The following is a 23,386-nucleotide window of genomic DNA, read 5'->3' on the forward strand; positions in this document are numbered from 1 at the left end:
AAAATAAGTCAAAAGCATGCCCAAGGGGCGCAGCGAAGGGTTAAAAGCTAAAAGTAAAAAGAAAGAATTTTTTCTTTTACCTTTTTACTTTTTACTTCTCCAGTTCCTTTGCCCCATGCGCCTTGCCCATTGCAAGAGTGCCCACTAACTACTAACCACTAACCACTACCCACCAACCATTTGTAAATAATTGTTGCAAAAATGCCGTCAAAACGTTTTACTGTCTTGACAACCAAAACAGGAGTCGATATCGTAAGAAACATACCCGGGTAAGACCGTTAACAGAGTTATGCAAGCTAATAAGCAAAAGGTTACTTTGTATTTATCGCCAGAACTGCACAAAAAACTGAAGATACGTTCAGCAGTCGATTCTGAACCTATGTCAGAGCTTGCCGAACGCGCTCTCGTTTTCTACCTGGCAAACTCAGAAATGGTAGATGAAGTGTCTACCTATGGCAAAACTCACAGAGTTTACACCTGTCCAAATTGTGAAAGTTCACTAGTTGTAAAGGACGGGGAATTGGTTGCCTTGGGCAAACAACCGGGAATCATTGGTCAAGAGCATCTGCCAGTGGAAGAGATGGAAACAGAGCAAGCCCATCCCAAAGGTGAGGAAGAATTAGTTCCTTGCTAAATTTCGGAATTACGAAGACATAAACATTTATATTTATGCATTCATAATTCCGCCATCTTTACCAACAGCGATGTCTGGAGTGTCTGTAAAAAAGGTCTCAAGTAGGTCGATGTATGAAAGAAGAGCTCAACATCCTCATTCAAGCTCAATACCCTTTAATCTACCTTGTGACCTCCGAGGAAGAGCGGGCTGAGCAGGCAATTTCTACAATCGCCCAATCGTCAAAGCCACAAAGGCGAGTATACGTTTGGACGGTAACTCACGGCATCGTAGAGTATGGTCAACCCCGGAATGTAAGCCAGCACAATACAGTTTCACCGGAAGCGGCGATTGATTGGATTATCCGGCACAGAGAACCAGGTATATTTATTCTTAAAGATTTACATCCGTTTATTGATGCGCCTGCGACAACAAGATCTTTACGTGATGCGATAGCTAGCTTCAAAGGCAGCCAAAAGACTATTCTTTTGATGTCGCCGATGCAGCAAGTGCCAATCGAACTGGAAAAAGAAGTTGTTGTTCTTGACTTTGCACTTCCAGATATGGGTGAGTTAAATAAAGTTTTGACTCACCATCTAGAGCACAATCGTGGACGAAGGTTGACAACAGAAGCACGAGAAAAACTTCTCAGAGCAGCTTTAGGATTAACTAAAGACGAGGCTGAGAAAGTATACAGAAAAGCGCAAGTCACGACTGGGCGTTTGACGGAAGAAGAAGTAGATATAGTTTTATCAGAGAAGAAACAGCTAATTCGGCGCAATGGTATATTAGAGTATATAGAGGAAGATGCAACCATTGACGCAGTTGGCGGCTTAGAAGAATTGAAGAAATGGTTGAAGCAGCGCTCTAACGCTTTTACAGAAAGAGCACGGGAATATGGTCTACCCCAGCCAAAGGGTATGTTGATCTTGGGGGTTCCAGGTTGTGGTAAGTCTTTGATTGCCAAAACCACCTCTCGACTGTGGGGTTTGCCACTGCTGCGCTTAGATATGGGACGGGTTTATGATGGCTCGATGGTAGGACGTTCGGAAGCGAATTTGCGGAATGCTCTGAAAACTGCTGAATCTATCTCTCCTGCCATTCTATTTATCGATGAATTAGACAAATCCTTTGCTGGTAGTACGGGTTCTTCTGATTCTGATGGTGGTACTTCTAGCAGGATATTTGGCTCTTTCCTCACCTGGATGCAAGAGAAAAAGTCCCCAGTATTTGTAATGGCAACTGCCAACCGAGTAGAGAGATTGCCAGGGGAATTTCTGAGGAAAGGTCGTTTTGACGAAATTTTCTTTGTGGATCTGCCAACTCCGGAAGAACGGCAAGATATATTTAAGATCCACTTGAATCAGCGCCGTAATGACATCTCTAGGTTTGACCTTGAACAATTATCCAAGATGTCAGAAGGCTTCTCTGGGGCTGAAATTGAACAAGCGATCGTGGCGGCGATGTACGAAGCTTTCGCCCAAGATCGAGAGTTCACCCAGTTAGATATTATTGCTGCGATAAAAGCGACATTGCCGCTGTCTCGTACGATGCAAGAACAGGTAACAGCTTTGAGAGACTGGGCTAGACAGCGTGCGCGACCCGCCGCAGCCTCCGTTGCTGAATATCAGCGAATGGAGTTTTAAAAGCTTTCCCTTGTGAAGACAGGGGGGAAAGGCTAGCAGCAGATGCTAGCAGTTACGAAAAAACCGCGTCAAGCTAAACGCGGCTTCTGTGAAAACCAAACCGTTGTCCTTTTTCTCTATTCTCTTTGGAGGAAACCCAAATGTCTCATTTTAGCACTCTGCGTACCAAAATTACTGATGCCGAAATCCTCAAGCAGTCCCTGCGCGACCTCGGTATCAGCGTAAAGACCGAAGCTGATGTTCGTGGTTACAATGGCCAGCGTGTTCGTTCTGACATTGTAGCAGTATTGGAAGGCGAATATGACCTCGGTTGGTCTCGCAACAGTGATGGTTCTTTTGATCTCATCGCAGATCTGTGGGGCGTTGCTAAGAAGCACAATCAGACCGAACTAATCAACTCCATCAACCAGAAGTATGCTGTTAACAAGACCCTGGCTGAAGTAAAACAGCGCGGTTTGCAAAATGCCAACGTTAAGTTGGTATTGCAATAATTATTTCTCTGCGCGTTCCCAAAGCTGCACGGGTTAACCAAGTTAATAGCGGTTAGCCCGCTTTTTTCCGGACTGGAGTTATTACCAGTCCTTGTTTATTTACAGCTACTTTTCTTTTGGGCTAGCAGAAATTTAGCTTGCCCATTTTGAATTTAACATTTTTTAATAGCAATTTTAGTTTTTTTTTTGATTTAAAACCCGGTTTACAGAATGTTACCGGGTTTCTAAATTTATTAGCGATCGCACTTTTGATTCGGTGAGTTTGGACGAGATGGAGAGATAGTGACTAGACCATAACCAATTTATATGGCATGACTAATGAGCAAATCAATCATTTACGTGAGATGCTGGTTGATTGATTAGTTATTTTTTTCAATGTTTGCTGTTGATTCTGTATCTGTAACTGTTCCTGCTACAACTGCGAATTTAGGCCCGGGGTTTGATTGTATCGGTGCAGCTTTAACACTGTACAACGAGTTCAAGTTCACAACTCATACTCAGGAAAAGGTGATAATTACCGTCACGGGTGCGGAAGCTGAACGAGTTCAAACTGATGAGAGTAATATGCTCTACCAGGCATTCGTAAAGTTATATGAATACCTGGGGCAAACTCAGCCACCCGTGCAAATTGAGATCAACTTAGGTGTACCACTAGCAAGGGGTTTGGGTAGTTCGGCGACGGCAATTGTCGGTGGTTTAGTTGGTGCTAACGTGTTGGCAGGTGAACCTCTGAGTCAGTCGCAGGTGATGGAGTTGGCGATCGCAATGGAAGGACACCCGGATAATGTTGTCCCAGCTTTCGTGGGGGGTTGTCGTCTGGCTGCTACTAGTAATGCAGGTTGGGAAATTTGTGAGGTTCCTTGGCATGAGGAGATAGTACCAATAGTGGCAATTCCTGATTTTGAGCTTTCCACAAAAGAGGCGCGGCGGGTGCTGCCAAAAGAAGTGAGTCGCGCAGATGCGATTTTTAATGCGGCGCATCTGGGTTTATTGTTGCGTGGTTTGGAGACTGGTAGAGGAGATTGGTTAAGAGCTGCTTTACAAGATAAGTTACATCAACCTTATCGAAAAGCATTGATTAAAGGATACGATGCTGTGAATGCAGCTGCTGTTGCTGCTGGTGCTTACGGTATGGTGATTAGTGGTGCGGGCCCAACCCTATTGGCTTTAACGGATATAGCCCATTCTGAAGCTGTGGCGACAGCGATGGCAACAGCTTGGCAATCTGAAGGAATTTCACCTGTAGTGCGATCGCTTAAAGTTGATAATCAAGGAGCAAGAAGCTTTGTTTAGTCATTGGTCATTGGTTATTAGTTAGTGGTTGGTGGTTGGTTGGAATAACTAACAAACAACAAATAACAAACAACAAACAACAAAAGACAAATGACAATAGAGCAAATTCAAACAGAAATTGTAGCGCTTCGCTCTCAGATTGAGGTTCTGCGCCAAGAACGTGACTCTGTTAGCGTTAAAATGACTCCTCCAGAGAACGATTCACCCCAAGCCATCGCTGAAGCTTACCGTCGCCACGCTAGGGAAAATGCCCAATTGTTTGCAGAATTGAAGGGGATAGATGATGCGATCGCTGTCTTAGAAGATCAATTGGCGCAAAAACAAGCCCAGTTGCAGCATTGGCAAGCACAAGCAAAACAACTTTCTCTACAGGAGCAGCTAGAAGAGGCGAAAAAAGTTGCCCAGGTTCACGCAGAGCGCATCAATCAGCTAGCTGCGGAACTCGCAGCAGAAATACGCAGTCTCAAGGCTTGTGCCGATGAGCTGAGTCCGCTTTACTGGCAGGTATACTACAAACCGTTTATTACTGGGTTCAAAACGATTTCAGTTCCCCATGTTCGTTCCGATGGAGATGTGTGGACTATTGTCAACCGTATTGTTTAACAAATGAGTGATTAGTTTTCTCTATAGTTTGGTGTAAATAGCGAAAATTCATCGTTACGAGATGATATTCTCCTTCAGAAAGTTGATATTAAGATTTATAACGGTAGCGTAAGCTACCATTTTTTGTTGACTTAGCAAAACTTTACATCTAGAATGGATTTTGGCAATTCTTCATAAGTATTTATTACTAACTATGCTGAAAATTTAAATTTCTAGGGATAAATAACGTTTACAAAACTATGAACTGCTTAATATAATGTAATTAAAAGCAAAAATGAAAAACGATTGTCAGTGATGATTGCCCAAATTCCCTGGTTAACAACCATAATTCTCTTGCCTTTGGTGGCAGCCTTAGCCATCCCCCTCATCCCAGATAAAGAAGGCAAAACCGCCCGCTGGTATGGTCTGGGAGTAGCACTAGCAGATTTTGCCTTAATGATTTATGCCTTTTGGCATCAGTACGATTTCCAAAGTTCAGCATTCCAACTAGTAGAAAAATATCCCTGGATACCACAGTTGGGTTTGAACTGGTCAGTCGCAGTCGATGGTTTGTCAATGCCACTGGTACTGCTAACAGGCTTAATTAACACCCTCGCAATCTTCGCGGCTTGGAAAGTGACCAACAAGCCGCGTTTATTTTATGGTTTGATGCTGGTGTTGTACAGCGCCCAGATCGGCGTGTTTGTCGCCCAGGATTTACTATTATTCTTCTTAATGTGGGAAATCGAATTAGTACCTGTGTACCTGTTGATTTCCATCTGGGGAGGACAAAAGCGCCGTTATGCAGCTACTAAGTTCATTCTCTACACTGCCCTTGCTTCAATATTTATCCTGGTAGCAGCTTTTGCAATGGCATTCTCCGGAGACACCGTCAGCTTCGATATGGCAACTCTGGGAATGAAGCAATATCCCCAAGTCTTAGAACTTCTCGTTTATGCTGGTTTTTTAATTGCCTTTGGCGTCAAGTTGCCAATTTTCCCTCTCCACACTTGGTTGCCCGATGCTCACGGCGAAGCTTCTGCACCCGGTTCGATGATTTTGGCTGGTGTGTTGTTAAAAATGGGTGGTTATGCGCTCATCCGCATCAACATGGAAATGTTGCCCGATGCTCATGTTGTCTTTGCCCCAGTCTTAGCAGTTTTGGGTGTAGTCAACATTATCTACGGTGCTTGTTGTGCCTTCGCTCAGACTAATCTCAAGCGTCGCTTAGCTTACTCTTCGATCGCCCACATGGGATTTGTGCTGATTGGTATCGCTTCCTATACAGAAATTGGTATGAGCGGTGCTGTACTGCAAATGATTTCCCACGGTTTGATTGCTGCTAGTTTGTTCTTCCTCTCTGGTGTAACCTACGAGCGCACTCACACTTTGATGATGGATCAAATGGGTGGTATAGCAAAATTAATGCCCAGAACCTTTGCTTTGTTTACCGCCGGTGCTATGGCTTCTCTCGCATTACCCGGAATGAGTGGCTTTGTAGGGGAGTTGATGGTATTCCTTGGTATTGCTACTAGTGATGTTTACAGTTCCAGCTTCAAAGTTGTGGTTGTGCTGCTCTCTGCTGTGGGTGTGATTTTGACTCCAATTTATCTACTGTCGATGTTGCGCCAAGTATTCTACGGCAAACAGAGTACACAGCTACATCTGGATGCGATCGTACCCGATGTCAAACCCCGCGAATTGTTTATCACTGCTTGCTTGCTCCTTCCCATCATCGGTATTGGTTTGTATCCTAAATTGGCAACACAAACCTATGATGTCAAGACTGTAGAAGTTGCAGCCCATGCTCGCCAGTTTCTACCAATCGTCGCCAAGCAACAACCATCTAGTTTATATTCCACTATTATTACTGCGCCAACATTAGCTAATTCACAAGCTGCAAGTTTGGTTAATATCGCTGAATAAATATTTCACAGGGCTGGTGCTACTAAATAATCGTAGAAAAATAGGGTGGGGGTGATTTTGCGATCGCCCCCATAGTCATTTTTAGGGGTTCGCAAAATTTAATTAGAATTCATTGTTAACTTCGGCGCCAGCGAGTACCAATAAAACTGCATCAGCGCCACAACTAACCAATACGCCATAGCCTTTTTCACCCTCTACGACAATACGCTCTACAATACCACGAACTAGTTCACCACCAATGCGTTCGCTCAGTGATAGCATGGATGCAGCCATGGCGGCGGTGCGTTCTTCATCCATACCAGCTGGTAGGATAGAAGCTAAGACTAAGCCATCAGGGCTTGCCAGAGTTGCACCTTGAACATCAGCGCTGTTTAAAACGAAGTTTTGCAGTTCATCTTGTAGCATAGAAACGTTAATCATAACTCTTTAACCCCTATTTTGACGTTTTTTCTCAATAATCTGATTTAAATGACAAAGCCGGGATGCGATCGCACTTTGGCAAGAAAAAACAGACAGGCAGCCGTAGCCAAAACTAAATATTTTTGATTTAAAGGCATTTTCTTATTCCTGCACTTGATGCTAAGGGCTGAAAAAATCAAACCTATATGAGACGGCTTCATCTTTTTTGATGCATGAGAAATGCGTGACAATCGCTGTTGCGATCGCTCTTTTGTTGTCGTTGTTCCCCAGAAATATTCGCGCCAAACTCTCCTAAGATGGGCGGATACAACCGCGTCGCGTGATGTTGGATTGACGCTTCACCAAGCTACGCGCGTGCTTGAGGTACTCATTGCGGATTCACGTTTTTCGGGACTCACAATCACGGAGGTCAATCCCACGCACGGGGCAGAGGATGGTTCCTCAACCCGTGCGCTGCGCGCCTTCGTCCAAAACCTAGCCCAAGCCTTCAGCCGACCTGTTGGAGACTGAGGTGGTCTTAGCAAGGTGACGATCTTGATAGGAGGAAATACAATCTCATCTCGCGATCGCTTTCATAAGTTATCGAACAGATTATTGGCTCTGAATGCTGAATGCTTTCCAGTGGTTTTGGGAGGAGACTGTAGCATCTTGCTAGGAAATCTCTTGGCTCTACGACGTTTCGGACGCTATGGCTGATTTTTTCTTGACGAATATCCAGATTTTTATTCGCCAGAAAATGATGCTTATGGAGAGGTTGCCTCAATGGATCTGGCGATCGCAACCGGACATTAGCGACAGTTCGGCTTGAATATGATTCTATAAATTGGCGATCTCATGATACACAAATTAAGACGTGCTCGACATAATTGAGGTATTGACTGTTGAGTTCTAGTTTTTCGACCTGTTCTAGATGATGCATTGATGCTGCTTGGTCAAATACATTGCAATCCCTTTCTCGTAGTAAGCAACTTCGTTAATAAAGACAGGAAAAACGGTTGATTCACCTTCATAAGCGATGGTCTGCCCATCAAAGGTTAAAAATATTGGATCGCCAGTATGTAAGGCTTTGTAATCTTTAAACTGCAACTGAGGATGAATCATTGCCTTGAGATCTCCAGCTTCATTTCTGGGATAGTCAACACTCTCAATAGTTTGATGAATGGTGAGTGTGAAGGGCGATCGCACTTGAACTAAATTACTCTTGCTGCTACTTTACCTAATGCTGTCTCCAAATGGTTAGTAAATTGGGAGGAGCGATCGCACCCGAACATAAACCCCTATTTGTCAAACTCTTGATGTCAGACACTCTTAGCCTGGCCTGAAAACTTTTATTCGAGTTGAATCAGAACGCCAAATTCTCAAGCACAATCATTAGGACTAGTATTTGATTTTTGAAAAGATACGTAGGGGAGGCAAAAAGGGGTGTGGATTTTCCTCCCCCTTTATTGCCGTTGCGTTACGCCAAAGGCTAATGCACCATTCTATATTTTTGGTGCCGTACTCTCGCCGATCGCACACTTTACGTGTACTTAGATTTTTTCAATCATCAAACCGGATTCCTATATCGAGACCAAATGTTTGAGAACATGGCGCAAGCTCAGCGACTCTGCTCTTTTGGACTAGACACACTTAAGCAACTTTTTAGAATGAAATAACCCTGCATTTAACTAAGTTTTACTCAGTTTGAAAAATCACTGGGGTAATTTATGACGCCTAGTTTTTTGTTCGCGAACATCATCCGGGAATCAGTTTCTTTTTGTCCAAAGTCCAAAAACAGGGAAGCCCAGGAGGGTCATCAATAGGGTCTACAGGTGAAGTTCCTCCACCACCTAAGATTTTTCCACCTAAGATTTTTACAGTTTCCGCAGATGTAATTTCTTGCTCAATAATTGATTCACTATGGTCTAAATCCAAGATTTGTAGTTTAGAGGAATGATTCATGATAATCACTCAATAGACTATGTTCACCTTAGAGGTAAAATCACTTCTGTTTAATTTTCTCTCAAAGCGTAATTTTTTTTACCAATTCTGTCATTTATTCACAAAAGTTTATATCTTTAACTAGGCTGTAAATTTAACCAGCGCAGCTAGTTGATCTCTGCCAATAACTGTAAGTCGTGACAGTAGGCGCACTAGCAACGAGGATTACCTCCCCTTTAGAATTTTTTACCCACCCAGCAGCTTCAATAATTTTTAGTGGTGTGGGATTAGGAGAATTTTTTACAACAACTCGACTGTTACCATTGTTACGGTAACGAGTGAGTGTTACCCAATCAACTTGGGGTGTGTCACTGTTAAAAGCAACTCTTGGATTAAGTGGCAAGCCACCACGTCCGGTGACTACAAATTGGCTTTGATTTTTAGCAGTAGTTACTTGGCAGCCTTGGGCAATTTGCGGTTCACTTAGTTCGGTTGGCAAGTTTATTAATCCTCGATTGGGGTTAATATCGGGAGTGTTGATGGTTATTTGACCATTTAAATTTGGGTTTGTTTGAGAAATTGCCGTAATGTCGCTAGTTACTAAGCTTTGAGGGTCTAGTTGAGTTGGGTCGTTGTTTCCCAAAAGTCTCACAAGGTCTTCTCGACTACGCGGTGTTAGACCAAAAATACCAGTAGCGTTGATTGTGACTATTCCCCCTTCACCATCGTAGGCATTGGCAGTGATGTCGTTGTTTTCATCAGGGATGGTAACGATAAAGCCATTAGGGGCATTGATGGTGATGTTACCCCCGTCTCCACCCTGTTGGTTAGTGCCTGCGGTAGCAGATATCCGACTGTTACCGTTTAGTAACAATAAATTTGGGTTTTGTAACGAAATATTGCCGCCATTACCGGATGCCGTTTCAGCGGTAATTTCCCCAAGGTTGTCCAAGCGAATGGAACGAGATCGTAACTGAAGGTTGCCTGCACTCCCTGACCCTTGAGAGCGAACAAACAAGCCACTGTTAGCAGATTCATCCTCAACAAAATTGTTACCAATTCGGACAAACCGTTTAAAGGGAGCACTGCCAGATATAGTGACCCTATCAGTAGTATTAACTGTGATATTACCTGCAAAGCCACTGCTGCCTGTGAAAGCATTGGTAAGGATTTGTCCACCATTAACAGCTTCCAAAGTATTTGCATTCACCGTGATATTGCCAGCATTTCCCTCACCTATAGTGCGGGCATCTACAACTCCATTGTCTGCTACCCGAAAAGCACTGGTATCAATAGTGATGTTTCCTCCCTGTCCCTCATTAGTGCTACGTGAAAATAATCCACTTGCTGTTCTATTAATGCCAACTCCAAAAACATTAACTGCATCGGAAGCATTAACCCATATCTGTCCACCCTTTCCTTGACCAAAAGCAGCAGTAGATATCTGCGCCCCATTTCCCACAATTAACTGCCCAGTAGTAATTGTTAAGTCTCCGGCATTGCCAACATTTTCTGTTTGAGTAAATAAAGCGCTAGGAATTTGCTGCCCATTCGCTAATGTTCCTGTTCCCTGCAATTCCACCAAATCACTAGCAGTCACCAACAAATTTCCTCCCTGCCCTTGATCAAGAGTACGAGTTAATATTTGTGCCCCATCCCGGACACTCAAGCGACTGGTCTGAATTGTTAAGTTCCCAGCACCTTTAGCACCTAAAGTTTGAGTAGATAAGCTGCTACCAGCACCAACTAGTTCCACGGAATCGGCAGCGGTTACAGATAAATCTCCCCCCTGTCCCTTGCCTAGAGTAGCAGTTGATACTCGCGCTCCATTCTGAGAACTTAACCGTCGAGTGGTAATCGTCAAATTTCCAGCATCTCCCTCACCTTGAGTTTGAGTAAACAAGCCGCTTTTTGTTTTTCCTGCTAGTTCCACAAACTCCGAGGCTCGAATGCTAAGATTTCCTCCCTGTCCCTTGCCTAAGGTACCAGCTCTTATCCTTGACTCATCTCCCTGGATACTCAACTGCCCAGTTTCAATTGTTACGTCTCCCCCAGATCCAGTCGCTTCTTCTAAAACATCGGCAGTAATCTGCGAATCTTCAGTGAGAGTAACCCCCTTTATTGTGCGGATAAACACTTCTCCACCAGTCTCTGTACCTTGTGTGTCGGCAAAAATCAACGAGCCTTGAGTTAAAGCCAAATTATTGCCCTGAATCTGAACATCACCACCGCCAGCACCGCTAACATCGATATACGCTCCGTCTTCCAACCGAATATTACCAAAATTATTTACAGAGCCGTACCCCAGTACCCAATCGTTATCTTTCTGGTTTAAGCTCACTTCTCCAACAGCAGCTACACTACCTAGTTCAACCCGTCCTCCTGAAGCTGTCAGATTCGGTTGTTCTAAAGCCGCTTGCCGATCTCCCTGCAACGTCATATCACCGCCCACTAGTGCCAAAGTTTTACCAGGTTGCACTTTTAGGTCAGATCCCTGTACGCTAATACCTCCTGCTATTTCCCCAAATTGCAAGCCAATGGGAACACTCACAGTTAGCAAAGGTGTACTTTGGGGAGCGATCGCACTAAACAAAGTGCCATCTGCAAACTTGAGGTGACTTGCTGTACTTGCAATCAATGAACCCTTGATGTCTAATTGGGCATTTGGTCCAAAAATAATTCCATTCGGATTGAGAAAAAACAGGTTAGTCGAGCCATTGGCTGTAATCAGACCGTCAATGATAGAAGCAGATTTACCCGTGACGCGATTGATGATGTTTTGAATATCTGGAGCATTGTTGAAGTTAGCCTGAGTGCCAGTGGGTATAGAAAACTGCTCAAAACTGTGGAAAAGATTACTGCCAGCTTGAGTTCCTCCTTCAATAGTCCTAATATTCTCCTCTAATTTGACAGTGGAATTATTGGGTAGAGTGTCATCAGGGGTAATTTGAGCAAAGGTGCAATCCCAAGAATAGATGTATGCACTACTAATTGATAAAGAAATTACTAATTTTAAAAGCCAGTAAGAACCGCGTAAGTTTTCAGCCATTTTTTCTGAGTAGATAATATTTTTGGCAAAGGGCACCCAGAAACAGGAGAATCCATCGTCGTTCTTCAATTAAGATTGGTAACTACTAACCCTACTACTCTGTCAAGCTAGAACCCCAGAGACTTTTCGCCCACAACGAGGGAATGAAAATCTCTTTCCCTTTCCCCTTTCCCCTTTCCCCTATTTTCAAGCTAGTTTTGAGGGTTTGTAGTAAGCACCAAGCGTGCTTAAAAATTCAGGACTAAAGTCCTGACTACGAACTTTGCGATCCATCAATTCAAATTTGACAAACTACTACTCTACAAGAAGCCCTTCGGGTACTCTACCTTGAGCCGTGCTGCGCGCGTTTACACCAGTCGCACCCTGCCTTAAGCCGCCCTGCGGTGCTGGCTCACCACTAACAGCCATAACGCGAAATTACGTTTAATCAACCCGATCAACTTATCAACAAACTACCTAATCAAAGGTAATCTAATTAATTCATAGGCACCACTTTTTCCCAAACTTTGATCATCATATCAGATGACTGCAAGCCCATTTCTGGAAACTTTTAAAGAATGTAGAGACCGTAAATTTACGGTCTCTATAAGAATTTTGGGTAATACCATTTCACAAAAACTCTGATACAAATACAGAGAGTAGAGACGCGAAATTTCGCGTCTCTACAAAATTTATATGTATCGTGATTAACGTGAAACGGTATAACGCATAATTAATTGCTGGAGATGTCTAATCCAAATCTTTGATAGAGCTGTCGCTGCTGTCCCACGAGGTTTTAGATGATTTCTCCACCAACTACGCCATTTGTCTTTGCATTAACTCGGCAAATAATCCTTCGCGTGAAGCCAGTTCTTCAAAACTTCCCTGTTGCACAATTCGACCTGCTTGGAGTACATAGATGCGTGTAGCCGAACGAATTGTACTCAGTCGGTGAGCGATCGCGATTCGAGTAACCTTCAGCTGCTCTAAACTTTCACTGACAATCGCCTGAGTCCTATTATCTAAAGCACTAGTAGCCTCATCAAAGAGCAAAATCCGGGGTTTCAATGCCAAAGCACGAGCAATCAATAGTCGCTGGCGTTGTCCTCCAGAAAGATTACCACCACCTTCACTAACCACAGTATGCATCTCCATTGGCATGGCAGCGATATCTTCGGCTAATCCAGCCATCCGTGCTGCTTCCCAAGCTTCATCGAATGTAATCTGTGCGCCACCAGCAATATTCTCGAAAATCGATGCTGACTGAAGTTGACCATTTTGCAACACCACACCCAGCTGTCGGCGCACAGCATCTACATCTAACCCAGACAGGTCTTGACCATCGTAAAATATGCTACCTGCTTCTGGAATTTCAAATCCAAGCAATAATCGGAATATAGTCGATTTACCGCTTCCAGAACCGCCAACAAGAGCAATAAACTCCCCAGGATCTGCATAAATATTGACATCATCCAGTATCAGTGGCCCATCATTGCGGTAGCGAAAAGTAACGCGATCCACAACAATTCTGCCAATGAGTTTACCAGGATCGGTTTTGCTGAGATCCACTTCTGGTATAGTTTGCAGAATTGGCTGAGTGCGTTTCCACTGCGGGACAACTTGTAAAATTTCAGTAACTGTATTGCTCAGGTTTGTTGTTCCTCTAGTAAAGTTGCCAAAGGCTGTGTGAAAAGCCAGGAAAGTGCCAAGGGATAGTCCGATCTCTCCTTGAGTCTGAGATTCTTCTAGCAGTTTGGCGGTAAACCAGAACAGTACTCCAGAAGTGACTAAAGGCATCACTGTATTGAAAAAAACAACCGCGTCTTCCACTTTTTGCGTGCTCAGTTCGAGCTTCACTTGCCGAGTGTAGTTTTTACTCCACGCGGCGAAGGCACGTTCTTGTCCTCCAGCAACATGCAGTTTAGAAATGCCATTGATTAGTTGCACTGTCTGTCCAAAAATATTTCCTCGCATTTCCAACAGCGGATGCATCTTGCGGACTAGAAGTAAACCAGAAATTATCGTCACAGCGATCGCCACTATGGTGACAGCAACAGCAACTAGGGCTAATTTGACGTTGTAGTAAAATAACTGCCCCAAGTAGAACAATGTGAAGAAACTGCTAATGAGATTAATCAGGGTTCTGCCACTGAGTTGACGACGGATCGTACTCACTGATGATACGCGAGCTTGCAGATCTCCTGTTGTGTACTGCCGAAAAAAGGATATCGGCAAGTTCAGCAACCGATCCCATACAGCTGCCTGAGTCGAAGCGTCCCCAGCTGTTTCCATCCGCAAGATCGCAAACCCCTGAGTTAGCTGAAATAGGGCTGTGCCCAAAGCAGCAACCAACAACCCCAATCCAATTTGCAGCAATAACCCCCTGTCACTATCTGGAATTGCGTTGTCCATAATAATTGCAGTGGCTTGGGGTGTAAGCATTCCCAAAAGCGTGACGACAATACCAGTAAATACAATGACAAGCAAGTCTCTCTTACGTCCTTTCAGAGCAAACAAGAGTATATCGAAAGCTTTGATTGCTCGATCGGGCAAAGACCGATAAAACGTATAAGCAACGGGAGCCAGTGTAGAGGCTATGTGCTCATCTACCCTGACGCGGTTTTGCTCAACTGGGTCAAAGATTTCATAGCTAGTTGGAGTTAGGGGTAGCAACGCCATCGGTCGGTTATCTTGGTGGGTGTAAGCTACTAGTGGGCCGCAATCCTTCTGCCACCAGTTGTCCCGCAACAGTACCCGCCGCATTCGTACCCTTGAAGCCCGGACAATTGCCTCCAAAGGCTCCTTTACTCGTTTAAGATTTTCGGAGCGAGCAGGAGGGCGAATTTTCACGCCCATAGCTTTGCCTACCGCACCAGCAGCAACCAACAAAGGTGCACCTTCTAGAAAAAAATCGACCTTTTGGTAATTTAGCGTTGATGCCAGTTCTCCTAGAGCTTCCGCTGTTACTTGATGATTTAAACGCTGGCGATCGCGCAACCGTTCCAATTCTTCCTGTGCTTCTTGTTCATCTAAGAAATGAATGCAGTAGAGTATTTGAGTATGAAGTTGGGATAATCCTGCAAAAATAGTCTCTGGATTGCGAATTTCTGAAGTAGCAACAGTTGTAAGTTGCACCTCCTCTTGAGCTTCTAACCACATCGCACAAGTGAGAGGAAAAATTCTAGCTGCACTTGTTAAAGCCAGTTCCTCATACCCCAGAAAGCGGACAGTCCCTTGCCGCAACTGTACCCAACAGACAACACCTAATTCAGGTTGGAAAGTCTGACCTTGATTGAGAGTAAATCGTGCTGGCAAAGCAGCCTTAACTTGAATTGCAGGTGTATCAACATAAGAGAGTGCAGTACTAAGTTGCCGCAACCAATTTTCAATCCAAGCGATCGCCCTATCATCTGCATTGGCTGTTAACTCTCTGAAATATTCAGGCTGTAGGTGTAGCAATTGTGTCTCCCCTATTGGTACTGCCAAAATTTGATGGTGCTGAAAAGAATTGGCAGCAGTTCCGAAAAGAGCCTCTCCCCGACCAATGCTACATAGATAACGACGAGTGCCTTCAATCACACCATTTTTAATAGTGACGACAAACAATGCTATGGAACCGGACTGAACTACCCAAACCCTAGAAGGATCATCCAGCAGTATTGGTTCATTGGCTTTAATTTCGTATATTTGCCCCCGCATTGTCGCTTCGCTCCAATTTTAAATACAAAAATTGATTTTTAATTTTTAATTACGTCTAATGTAAATTAGCCGAACTCACTTTAAGCCGCACCAATTAATAGATTGATTGCAAAATTCAGTTTTATGGTAGTAACGACCACAGATAAACACAGATGTACTGGATACTCGTGATTGGGTACTGGGTATTGGGGAAAGCTGGGTATTGGGAGAAGATTCTTCTTATTTCCTAATACCTAGTCCCCAGTCCCTAGTCCCCAGTTAGAGTGCTTCTCCTTCTGTGCGGATTAACCGCGAGTAAACACCTTCGACTTGCCACAATTGTTGGTGAGTGCCGCGTTGTACTACTTTTCCGCGTTCCAAAACAATGATTTCATCACAGTCGCGGATAGTACTTAAGCGGTGTGCCACAATAATGCAAGTGCATCCCCGTCGCCGCAGATTTTCATCAATAATTTTTTCTGTCTCCACATCTAAAGCGCTGGTCGCTTCATCCATGATGAGAATGGAGGGATTGTTTACCAAAGCACGGGCAATTTCCAAACGTTGTCTTTGACCACCACTTAAGTTAGCAGCACCTTCTATTAGTTCTGCATCTAATCCTCCAGCCATTGAGAGAATCACATTGTCAATAGCTGCATCTTCACAAGCTCGCATCAAGTTTTTGTCTGATATCGTGACATCCCATAGGGTTAAATTATCTCTGACAGTGCCGCCAAATAGGAGGATTTCTTGTTCCACCATTGCGACAGAGTTAGTAAGTAATTGGTGGGGAATCTGCTCTTTTGGTTTACCATCAAACAGAATTTCGCCTGCCCAAGGTTGGTAAAGTCCGCTTAAGAGTTTAGCAATGGTAGACTTACCAGAACCGCTCCCACCTACTAAAGCTACTCGCTGTCCGGGTTTAATTGAGAGGTTAAAGTTTTCAATCAGTGGTGCTTCTAGACGACTATAGCCAAATGCGATGTTTCGCAACTCCACATAACCCTGTAATTTGGGTAGAAGCGAGTGGTCAGAGGACGGAGAAAGGGCAAGGGGTAAAGGCAAAAGGGAAGAATCTTCCCCTTGCCCTTTAACCTTTTCCCTTTTCCCTGTATTCTTCTGCTCTACTTGCGGCGCAATGGGGTTATTTAGCACATCATCTAGGCGAATTAAATTACCCTCCAGTTCTTGAAGATTACTGCCAAAGTTGACGAGATTGTTGACGGGGTCTTGGAAATTTTGCATCAGGACTTGAAAGGCTATGAGCATACCAATACTGAGATGCCCATTCATCACCCGTAAACCGCCTACAACCAACAAAAACATTGAAGAGAGGGCGGACATGAGCATGGGTAAGACAGAAAATATCTGGTTTGTTGTCCCCAGTTCTTGCTGAGAATTGATAGCTTTGGTGTAGTAACCTGACCACCGGGAAAAGAAATCAGATTCTAACCCAGATGCCTTAAGAGTTTCTATACTTTGGAGAGCAGCAATGGATGTGCCAGCAGCTTTACCATACTCTTGTATCAATCGCTGATTAGCGTCTGTGCGCTGTCGGGAAATCCATCGTAAAGTTATTATATTTACAGCAGCAAAGCTGGCTGTAATCAAAGTCAGTACCCAATCATATTGGAACATAATTAAGGCATAAAAAATTACCATAACTGCATCAATGGCAGTAGTCGCCAACTTTCCCGAAAGGACATCAGCGACTTGGTCGTTGAGAGTGGTGCGATAACTGATTTCTCCAGCGAATCGTTGAGCATAAAAACTAATAGGTAAGCGCAGGATGTGCCAGAGAAAGCGGCTGGACATTCCGACAGCTAGCTTAATTTTCAGGCGGCGCAGGTAGCGTAGCCGCAGTAGGGTTAGCGACCCTTGGAGTATTGCGGCGATCGCCATTGCCAAGAGTAATGGGCGCAGCCAATGCTGACGTTGCTGCACCAAGATATCATCTACAAATATCTGGCTAAATACGGGAATCGCCATCCCAATCGTGGTTAAGAAAAATCCCGCAATCATGCAGTAAACTAAAGCACCAGCAGATCCCTGGAGTCTTTCCCATAGCGATAAAATTATGCTGGGTTTGCGACCACCTTTAGTGAACTCCTCGCCTGGTTCCATCACCAGCACTACTCCGGTATACCCCTCGTCAAATTCCTGTAGGGAGACATGACGCGGGCCTGTAGCGGGGTCATTGAGATAAACACGCTGTTTGCTAAATCCCTCTACTACCAGAAAGTGGTTGAAGTTCCAGAAGACAATATAGGGAGGGTGCAGATCCTGAAGTTGCTTCAGTTCCTTCTTAAAACCTTTCGCCTGGAGTCCATAATTTCTAGCGGCTTTGAGCATGTTAGATGCCTTACTACCATCACGAGAAACGCCGCACTCTCGACGCAATTCTGGCAGTGGCACAATTCTTCTGTAGTAACCTAAAATAATGCCCAAAGCAGCAGCACCACATTCCACTGCCTCCATTTGCAACAATGTAGGAGTTTTGACGCGCAAGACTCTAGCTTGTAGTAGTTTTTGTAGGTACTGCCAAGGATGAATCGGTGTTGCTAACGTTGGATTAGTAGATACCACTGAATTCCCTCAAGATAGGTAAAACAAAGGTGATAGGAGCGCGTTCTTCTACCTTGACTCGCACAACAGTAGTAGTCCCAGGAGATATTTTGAGATGCGGCCCGGTGGAAGAAGACCACTTGTAGCCACTAAAAGTTTGAGAATCTAGTTCCAAATCAGAGAATACTTGCATTAAACCAGCTTGTTTTTCAGATACCAAACCTTCCACCACTTCTGGATTGCCTACCTCAGACGCAGCGGCTTGTTTTGTAATTGGAAATCGAGAGATACTGTTTACAGTACCGACGATGCCGCCAAAGCGTTCCCGCTTAACTGTTTGAGGGGTAATTTGGATTGTCATACCTGCCTGAATTTTCTTGCCATCGGCGACCGGAAAATAGGTTACACTAACTAGCTTACTAGATGGTGTCTCGGCATCTATGCTTGCTAGGCGGGTTCCTCTATCGACAACCTGTCCTGGTGTAACGGTTATTTCCAGAATGCGTCCTGAGTGTTGACTGATAATTTGGCTATTGTTGCCTAGTTCTAGTTCTAATTTGGCAATCTCTCGCTTGACTTCTTGAATCTCTTTTTTCCGGGTAGTTGCATTTTCCAGGTCTTGTTGAGCCACAGAAGCTTGTTTGCTATCCAGTTCTTTCAACTTAGCTTGCAGTTCAGAGATTGAACTGAGGTTTTCGCGATAGTCTTTCTCTTGTTCAGTCTCCTTAACATCTAGTTCTTTTAACTTGGCTTGAAGTTCAGAGATTTTTTCAAGATTTTGCAAATATTGCTGTTCTGCCTCTAAAGCATCATCACCTGAAATTGCTCCTTCTGTCTTGAATAGCTGTCTGCGGATTTCCATTCTCTGCTTGTAAACGGAAGTCAATGCTTGGGCTTCTCGGAGACGTTGCTGCAAGCCTTGGTGTTGCAACCTAATAGAGACACTGCCTTTAGTTTTGAGGAGAGGCGTCAGGGCTTGCAATTCGCGGATGCGTTGCTGAAGATATAAGCGTTGTTGCTGCATCGACCGTTTATCTTGTTCCAGCCGCAATCCTTGCAGCGAACCTGCGGCTTTATCTTGTGACTCTAGTTCTGTCAATTTAGATTGCTGTTGCTGTAGCTGCTTGCGGAGTTCAGTTTGGTCAATCGTCGCCAGCACTTGCCCCTTTTTGACGATATCTCCAACTTTGACATTGAGAGCTATTAACTGCCCTGAACTTTTCGATTGCAGCGGTACAACTTTGCTTGGGTAAATTAGTACCCCTCGACCCTCAACAGTAATGGGGATGCGTCCATAAATACTCCAGATGACAGCTACTCCTACCAAGGAACCCAAGGTGACTAGAGGTAGCCAGCTTCTGGGGCTGACTACCTGCATAAGCTGATCTAGTCTTTCAGGAGAGGATAGGCGGTCTAGTGATTCTTTTCTGAACAGGTTGCGCTTTTGGTTTAACATTTTTCTTCGCCCCCTAAATCTTTAGATAACCACCCACCGAATAGGGGGAAAAACTTTCTTAGAAAGTATTTCCATTTATCACGATTCTCGCAACACTAAAAGTAGGGTGTTCTTATTGCTTAAACAATGCTTTTTCTAAGGTTTACTTTCTCAATGTTAGGAGCTAAATAATTAATAAACAATGCAAAATTTTTAGGTAGATACCCGCATTTTTTTTGATTTTAATGATTCATTGAATGTGTTCTATTTATCTGAAACATATGAACTTTAAAACGACAAAATTGAGCGTTGTCTTTAACAACGCCCAAAGTTTAAGTGGACTATTTTTGCAATTAATTAATAGCCCTAAATTTTATACTGAAACATTTTTTAGATGTTCCTGCATCCAATCAAATCTTTTTCCAGCCAGTGCCATGCTATCTAAGATATTTAACTCCAATTCATCTTCATATTCAATATTTTCATCTAGTGGCTGACCTTGGCTATAAACTCGCCGACTATAACCCAATCGGGTGTACATTCCCTGCAATCTATTGGAAAGCAAAGTAGCAATCACTCGATAAAAACGAGATGCAAATCCTACATCTTGCTGCAATTTTGCTGCTAGTTGCTGCCGGGAAATTGATAAAACAAGGGTATCTTCAACTGTCTTGATAGTTGCAGAGGGTAGACGACCATCGATAAAGGGTGTTTCCCCTACGATTTCGCCTTTCGATAATCTTGCTATCTCTCGACTGATAATTTCGCTATCCTCGATCGCTGCAAAAGCACGAGCCAAGGGATTGTGCTCATCAAGAGAAATAGACAGTGACATTGTTCCACCTAAGAGAATATACAGCGCATCTACAGGGCCTCCTTCACGGATAAGTACTGTGTTAGCAGCAATTTTTTGCTGAGTTCCACACGCCATCATCCAATCGATGTCACTACCGTGCAATTCCCCTAAAACACACAGCACATCCTTTAGTGGTTGACCTTGTGCGAGGTTACTACGACCGAATTGATTGATGATGCTTTGCAATCTGTCTGAGAGCATAATCGCGATCGCTCGATAAAAGCGCGTGGCAAAACCTACGTCCTGCTGCAATTTAACTGCCAATTGTTGTTGGGAAATCGACATCACAAGCGACTTTTCTACAGCCTTAACTGTAGTGGCGATCGGACAGATACTAACAAAGGGAACTTCTCCAACTACCTCGCCGCTTGATAACCTAGCAATTTCCCGACTTGAAGATTCACTACCCTCTATGACTGCAAAAGCACGAGCCAAAAAATTATTATCAGATTGGGATACATTAACTGTTAAAGTTCCATCTAGTAGGATATGTAGGGAATCGGCAGCTTTTCCTTCCTGGATGAGTACAGTACCAACAGGTATTTCTCTTTGGTGACCTGTCGCAATCATCCATTCTATATCACTGTTAGTTAATTCTTTGAGCAAAACTTCTGTCATAACTTCAACTTTCCTATGTTCTATTAACAAAAACTTGGAGAAAAATCTCAGAGGCGCACCAGAACGCAGAGAAAGTTTGAAACTCTATAATTACAAACTTTTCTGTAATTTCTCTAGAGTTTTCTGAATGCGAATATTTGCCTCTGCTGAAGCTAATTCTTCTAAGGTTAAGTAGGTCAAGCTCATTAACATTAGAGGTTGAATATTGCTGTTGATCAACTCGTCTACATGTTCACTATCAAAGCGCTCCAAATTCTCTGCGGCAGCTTTCAGCAATGCTTGTAGAATCTTAAAAGCGCCATCTGAAAGCGGTGGCTGACCTCGGTAATTTTCCAGCCTCCCTCCTTCTCGATAATTGGGAAATGACTCCAATCCCAGAAAGCGCAAAAACCAATCGGCTCGATAGTACCCACAAGCAGCAACAATCCCCCTGTAGTCAGCAATTAGTTCATCGAGCATATTATTTCGCATCGAGTTAAACATGCGACGCGTGAAGTAGTGGGTACATTCATGTTCCAGCCGAATTGTTAGGGAATAGCGCAGCCATTCGGTTTCTTCAAGTCCCATATCACTGGCTGAAACATTGCTATAGGGGCCATCACTTAAAATAATCAACCTATCCTGATAAAGCTCTTTTTGGGATTTAATTCGCTGAAATTCTTCCTTCCATCTACTTTCGGAACAATTACCAGCATTGCGAGTTTCCCATTGTTGGCGAAAGGCGCGAATTCTGTCCCAGTTATTAAACCCACTGATCGTGCAGGCTCCCATAGAAGCAGAAACTGGTAATGGTTCATTCCGCATAGCCAGCGCCTGTACCAGAGAAACAAAGTCCTCTCGGTTCCCAGCAAGTAAAACCGGAATTGCTCCTGCGAGGCTTTGATGCACAAACAATTGCAGTTTATCTGGCTGTTGCAAAACCAAACCAGTTGCCTTAGCCATCCCATCCACCGACATCCCTTTACGAGTAGCAGCATTATAGGGAATAGTTTGACTGATACTTGCTTTGATCGGAAAGCGAAACTGTACCAGTCGCTGTTTCAGGGTTTCAAATGCTCCTATATCTCTAGCTTCAAGAGCGTATTTTTCCCAAGCCGAAACATGGGCTTCTGGTGGAAGCGGAAAATTAATGGGATGGTTGAAGTTGTTGCAATTAAAAACGTTATGATTGTATGCCAATAATTCCTCTACTTCTGAAGCATTGGCTCCGAAGTAGGCAAGAACATTAGCACGAAATAATTTTTGATTGAACATGATTAGTGGTTGTTAGTTGTTTGTTTTTAGTTGTTTGTTGTTTGGTGTTTGTTGTCTGGAACTACTAACTACTAACCATCAACCACCAACCACCAACAATCAACAAATGACTAATGACTAATGACTAAACCAGCAATCTGCTCAGTAATTCCTTTCATTGTTTTACTGATAGGATGCTTGGAGTAACGCAGACAGAATATTCCCTTGCTCCCTAGCTGCACCATCTCTTCTGACAAGGGCAAAATACCTGCTACTGAAATGTTGTAGGTTTTTTCTACCTGTTTTTGCAAGTCTGTAAAATCAAACGCTGGTAGCGCTTTATTAACTACTAACAGCATTTTTGGTACTTTCAGCTTACGAGCTACATCGACTGTCACAGCGGTTCCCTGGAAGTCTTGACTGTCTGGACGTAAGATGACTACCAAAACATGAGAGATACCAATAGAAAGTAAGGTTTCTTCATTAAGACCAGGGTGAGTATCAATGAACAAGTAGTCTAGTTTAAGACAACGGATGAGTTCCTGAAAACCATCGTTAAGTCGGACTACATCATATCCCTCGCGCAGAACTCTGGCTATTTCACCAGCCTTAATACTAGAGGGAACCAAGTAAAGATTACCTTTTACTACACCTGTTTCCCCTGACTCTGCTATCAGAGTATGACTGACATCGTAGGCAGTGTCCTTAATATTACAACGTCCCCAGAGGTAGTCATTGAGGGAATGGTTAATTTTTTCTTCGTTTAGACCGAAGAGAACATGAATTCCTGGTGACTGAATGTCAGTATCAATAATGCCTACACGTTGTCCTCGGCATGCCATAGTAGCAGCGAGATTGGCTGTTAAGTTGGATTTACCAGTTCCACCACGGAAAGAGTGAACGGCGATAATTTGTGTCATAGTTTACCTCGTAATATAATTCAGGGGAAAGACTATTTTCCTGTTTGTGTCTTAGTGTCTTGGTGAGACCAGCCCCCGTCTTGGCGGTTCCCGTCACGATGGGGGACTGGCGAACCCGAAGGGTGTTTCCAGAATTCTTTTTTCACCACCAAGACACTAAGA

General features: G+C 43.8%; 15 protein-coding genes and 2 pseudogenes. 7 read left to right on the forward strand and 10 right to left on the reverse strand.

The window, feature by feature from the left end; genetic code table 11:
* The first annotated feature begins 289 nt into the window (after positions 1-289).
* The 6 genes from HXY43_RS08810 to HXY43_RS08835 all read left to right on the forward strand — a co-directional run bounded on the left by HXY43_RS08810 (position 290) and on the right by HXY43_RS08835 (position 6,551).
* Positions 290-634 (forward strand): hypothetical protein, encoded by a 345-nt coding sequence (locus tag HXY43_RS08810; RefSeq protein WP_290882343.1) that lies wholly within the window; start codon positions 290-292, stop codon positions 632-634.
* A gap of 113 nt (positions 635-747) precedes the next feature.
* The gene (locus HXY43_RS08815; protein WP_290882346.1) at positions 748-2,259 is read left to right on the forward strand and encodes an AAA family ATPase; all 1,512 of its coding nucleotides are present in this window, start codon (positions 748-750) and stop codon (positions 2,257-2,259) included.
* A gap of 140 nt (positions 2,260-2,399) precedes the next feature.
* Positions 2,400-2,750, forward strand: a complete 351-nt coding sequence (locus HXY43_RS08820; protein WP_290882349.1) for a DUF1257 domain-containing protein — start codon at positions 2,400-2,402, stop codon at positions 2,748-2,750.
* Positions 2,751-3,125: 375 nt separating this feature from the next.
* Positions 3,126-4,043: a homoserine kinase gene (thrB, locus tag HXY43_RS08825; protein WP_290882352.1), complete on the forward strand. Its 918-nt coding sequence runs from the start codon at positions 3,126-3,128 to the stop codon at positions 4,041-4,043.
* 90 nt (positions 4,044-4,133) lie between these two features.
* Positions 4,134-4,646 carry a hypothetical protein gene (locus HXY43_RS08830; RefSeq protein WP_290882355.1) on the forward strand — a complete coding sequence of 171 codons (513 nt, stop codon included), beginning with the start codon at positions 4,134-4,136 and terminating at the stop codon, positions 4,644-4,646.
* A 294-nt stretch (positions 4,647-4,940) separates the two neighbouring features.
* Positions 4,941-6,551 carry an NAD(P)H-quinone oxidoreductase subunit 4 gene (locus HXY43_RS08835; protein WP_290882384.1) on the forward strand — a complete coding sequence of 537 codons (1,611 nt, stop codon included), beginning with the start codon at positions 4,941-4,943 and terminating at the stop codon, positions 6,549-6,551.
* Between the two features lie 123 nt (positions 6,552-6,674).
* Here HXY43_RS08835 and HXY43_RS08840 read toward each other — a convergent pair.
* Positions 6,675-6,971: pseudogene (locus HXY43_RS08840) on the reverse strand (roadblock/LC7 domain-containing protein); the annotation flags it as partial.
* Positions 6,972-7,496: 525 nt separating this feature from the next.
* On the opposite strand from HXY43_RS08840, the gene HXY43_RS08845 reads away from it, so the two are divergent.
* Positions 7,497-7,667, forward strand: coding sequence for a hypothetical protein (locus HXY43_RS08845; protein ID WP_290882360.1), 171 nt, complete (start codon positions 7,497-7,499; stop codon positions 7,665-7,667).
* A gap of 210 nt (positions 7,668-7,877) precedes the next feature.
* Here the strand turns inward: HXY43_RS08845 and HXY43_RS08850 are convergent.
* The 9 genes and pseudogenes from HXY43_RS08850 to HXY43_RS08890 all read right to left on the reverse strand — a co-directional run.
* Positions 7,878-8,141: pseudogene (locus tag HXY43_RS08850) on the reverse strand (succinylglutamate desuccinylase/aspartoacylase family protein); the annotation flags it as partial.
* A 564-nt stretch (positions 8,142-8,705) separates the two neighbouring features.
* The gene (locus HXY43_RS08855; RefSeq protein WP_290882364.1) at positions 8,706-8,912 is read right to left on the reverse strand and encodes a hypothetical protein; all 207 of its coding nucleotides are present in this window, start codon (positions 8,910-8,912) and stop codon (positions 8,706-8,708) included.
* Positions 8,913-9,045: 133 nt separating this feature from the next.
* A complete protein-coding gene (locus tag HXY43_RS08860; protein WP_290882367.1) occupies positions 9,046-11,940 on the reverse strand; it encodes an S-layer family protein in 2,895 nt (964 codons plus the stop codon).
* A gap of 795 nt (positions 11,941-12,735) precedes the next feature.
* Positions 12,736-15,618 (reverse strand): NHLP bacteriocin export ABC transporter permease/ATPase subunit, encoded by a 2,883-nt coding sequence (locus HXY43_RS08865; protein ID WP_290882369.1) that lies wholly within the window; start codon positions 15,616-15,618, stop codon positions 12,736-12,738.
* Between the two features lie 258 nt (positions 15,619-15,876).
* A complete protein-coding gene (locus tag HXY43_RS08870) occupies positions 15,877-18,183 on the reverse strand; it encodes an NHLP family bacteriocin export ABC transporter peptidase/permease/ATPase subunit (protein ID WP_290882372.1) in 2,307 nt (768 codons plus the stop codon).
* Complete coding sequence (locus tag HXY43_RS08875; RefSeq protein WP_290882374.1) at positions 18,170-19,618, reverse strand: NHLP bacteriocin system secretion protein; 1,449 nt, start codon at positions 19,616-19,618, stop codon at positions 18,170-18,172. The genes HXY43_RS08870 and HXY43_RS08875 overlap by 14 nt, the downstream gene beginning before the upstream one ends.
* Before the next feature lie 352 nt (positions 19,619-19,970).
* Entirely contained in the window at positions 19,971-21,071 is a 1,101-nt protein-coding gene (locus tag HXY43_RS08880) for a cyclic nucleotide-binding domain-containing protein (protein ID WP_290882376.1), read from the reverse strand.
* Between the two features lie 90 nt (positions 21,072-21,161).
* Positions 21,162-22,325 (reverse strand): hypothetical protein, encoded by a 1,164-nt coding sequence (locus HXY43_RS08885; protein WP_290882378.1) that lies wholly within the window; start codon positions 22,323-22,325, stop codon positions 21,162-21,164.
* Positions 22,326-22,435: 110 nt separating this feature from the next.
* Entirely contained in the window at positions 22,436-23,224 is a 789-nt protein-coding gene (locus HXY43_RS08890; protein WP_290882381.1) for a MinD/ParA family protein, read from the reverse strand.
* Positions 23,225-23,386: the final 162 nt, after the last annotated feature.

The sequence above is a fragment of the Fischerella sp. genome (assembly GCF_013388695.1).
Classification (GTDB): Bacteria; Cyanobacteriota; Cyanobacteriia; order Cyanobacteriales; family Nostocaceae; genus PCC9605.

What these genes read in the sequence shown, in the direction of transcription:
- HXY43_RS08810 (WP_290882343.1), top strand. Translation starts at nt 290, where the DNA reads ATGCAAGCTAATAAGCAAAAGGTTACTTTGTATTTATCGCCAGAACTG.
- HXY43_RS08815 (WP_290882346.1), top strand. Translation starts at nt 748, where the DNA reads ATGAAAGAAGAGCTCAACATCCTCATTCAAGCTCAATACCCTTTAATC.
- HXY43_RS08820 (WP_290882349.1), top strand. Translation starts at nt 2,400, where the DNA reads ATGTCTCATTTTAGCACTCTGCGTACCAAAATTACTGATGCCGAAATC.
- thrB (WP_290882352.1), top strand. Translation starts at nt 3,126, where the DNA reads ATGTTTGCTGTTGATTCTGTATCTGTAACTGTTCCTGCTACAACTGCG.
- HXY43_RS08830 (WP_290882355.1), top strand. Translation starts at nt 4,134, where the DNA reads ATGACAATAGAGCAAATTCAAACAGAAATTGTAGCGCTTCGCTCTCAG.
- HXY43_RS08835 (WP_290882384.1), top strand. Translation starts at nt 4,941, where the DNA reads ATGATTGCCCAAATTCCCTGGTTAACAACCATAATTCTCTTGCCTTTG.
- HXY43_RS08855 (WP_290882364.1), bottom strand. Translation starts at nt 8,912, where the DNA reads ATGAATCATTCCTCTAAACTACAAATCTTGGATTTAGACCATAGTGAA.
- HXY43_RS08860 (WP_290882367.1), bottom strand. Translation starts at nt 11,940, where the DNA reads ATGGCTGAAAACTTACGCGGTTCTTACTGGCTTTTAAAATTAGTAATT.
- HXY43_RS08865 (WP_290882369.1), bottom strand. Translation starts at nt 15,618, where the DNA reads ATGCGGGGGCAAATATACGAAATTAAAGCCAATGAACCAATACTGCTG.
- HXY43_RS08875 (WP_290882374.1), bottom strand. Translation starts at nt 19,618, where the DNA reads ATGTTAAACCAAAAGCGCAACCTGTTCAGAAAAGAATCACTAGACCGC.
- HXY43_RS08880 (WP_290882376.1), bottom strand. Translation starts at nt 21,071, where the DNA reads ATGACAGAAGTTTTGCTCAAAGAATTAACTAACAGTGATATAGAATGG.
- HXY43_RS08885 (WP_290882378.1), bottom strand. Translation starts at nt 22,325, where the DNA reads ATGTTCAATCAAAAATTATTTCGTGCTAATGTTCTTGCCTACTTCGGA.
- HXY43_RS08890 (WP_290882381.1), bottom strand. Translation starts at nt 23,224, where the DNA reads ATGACACAAATTATCGCCGTTCACTCTTTCCGTGGTGGAACTGGTAAA.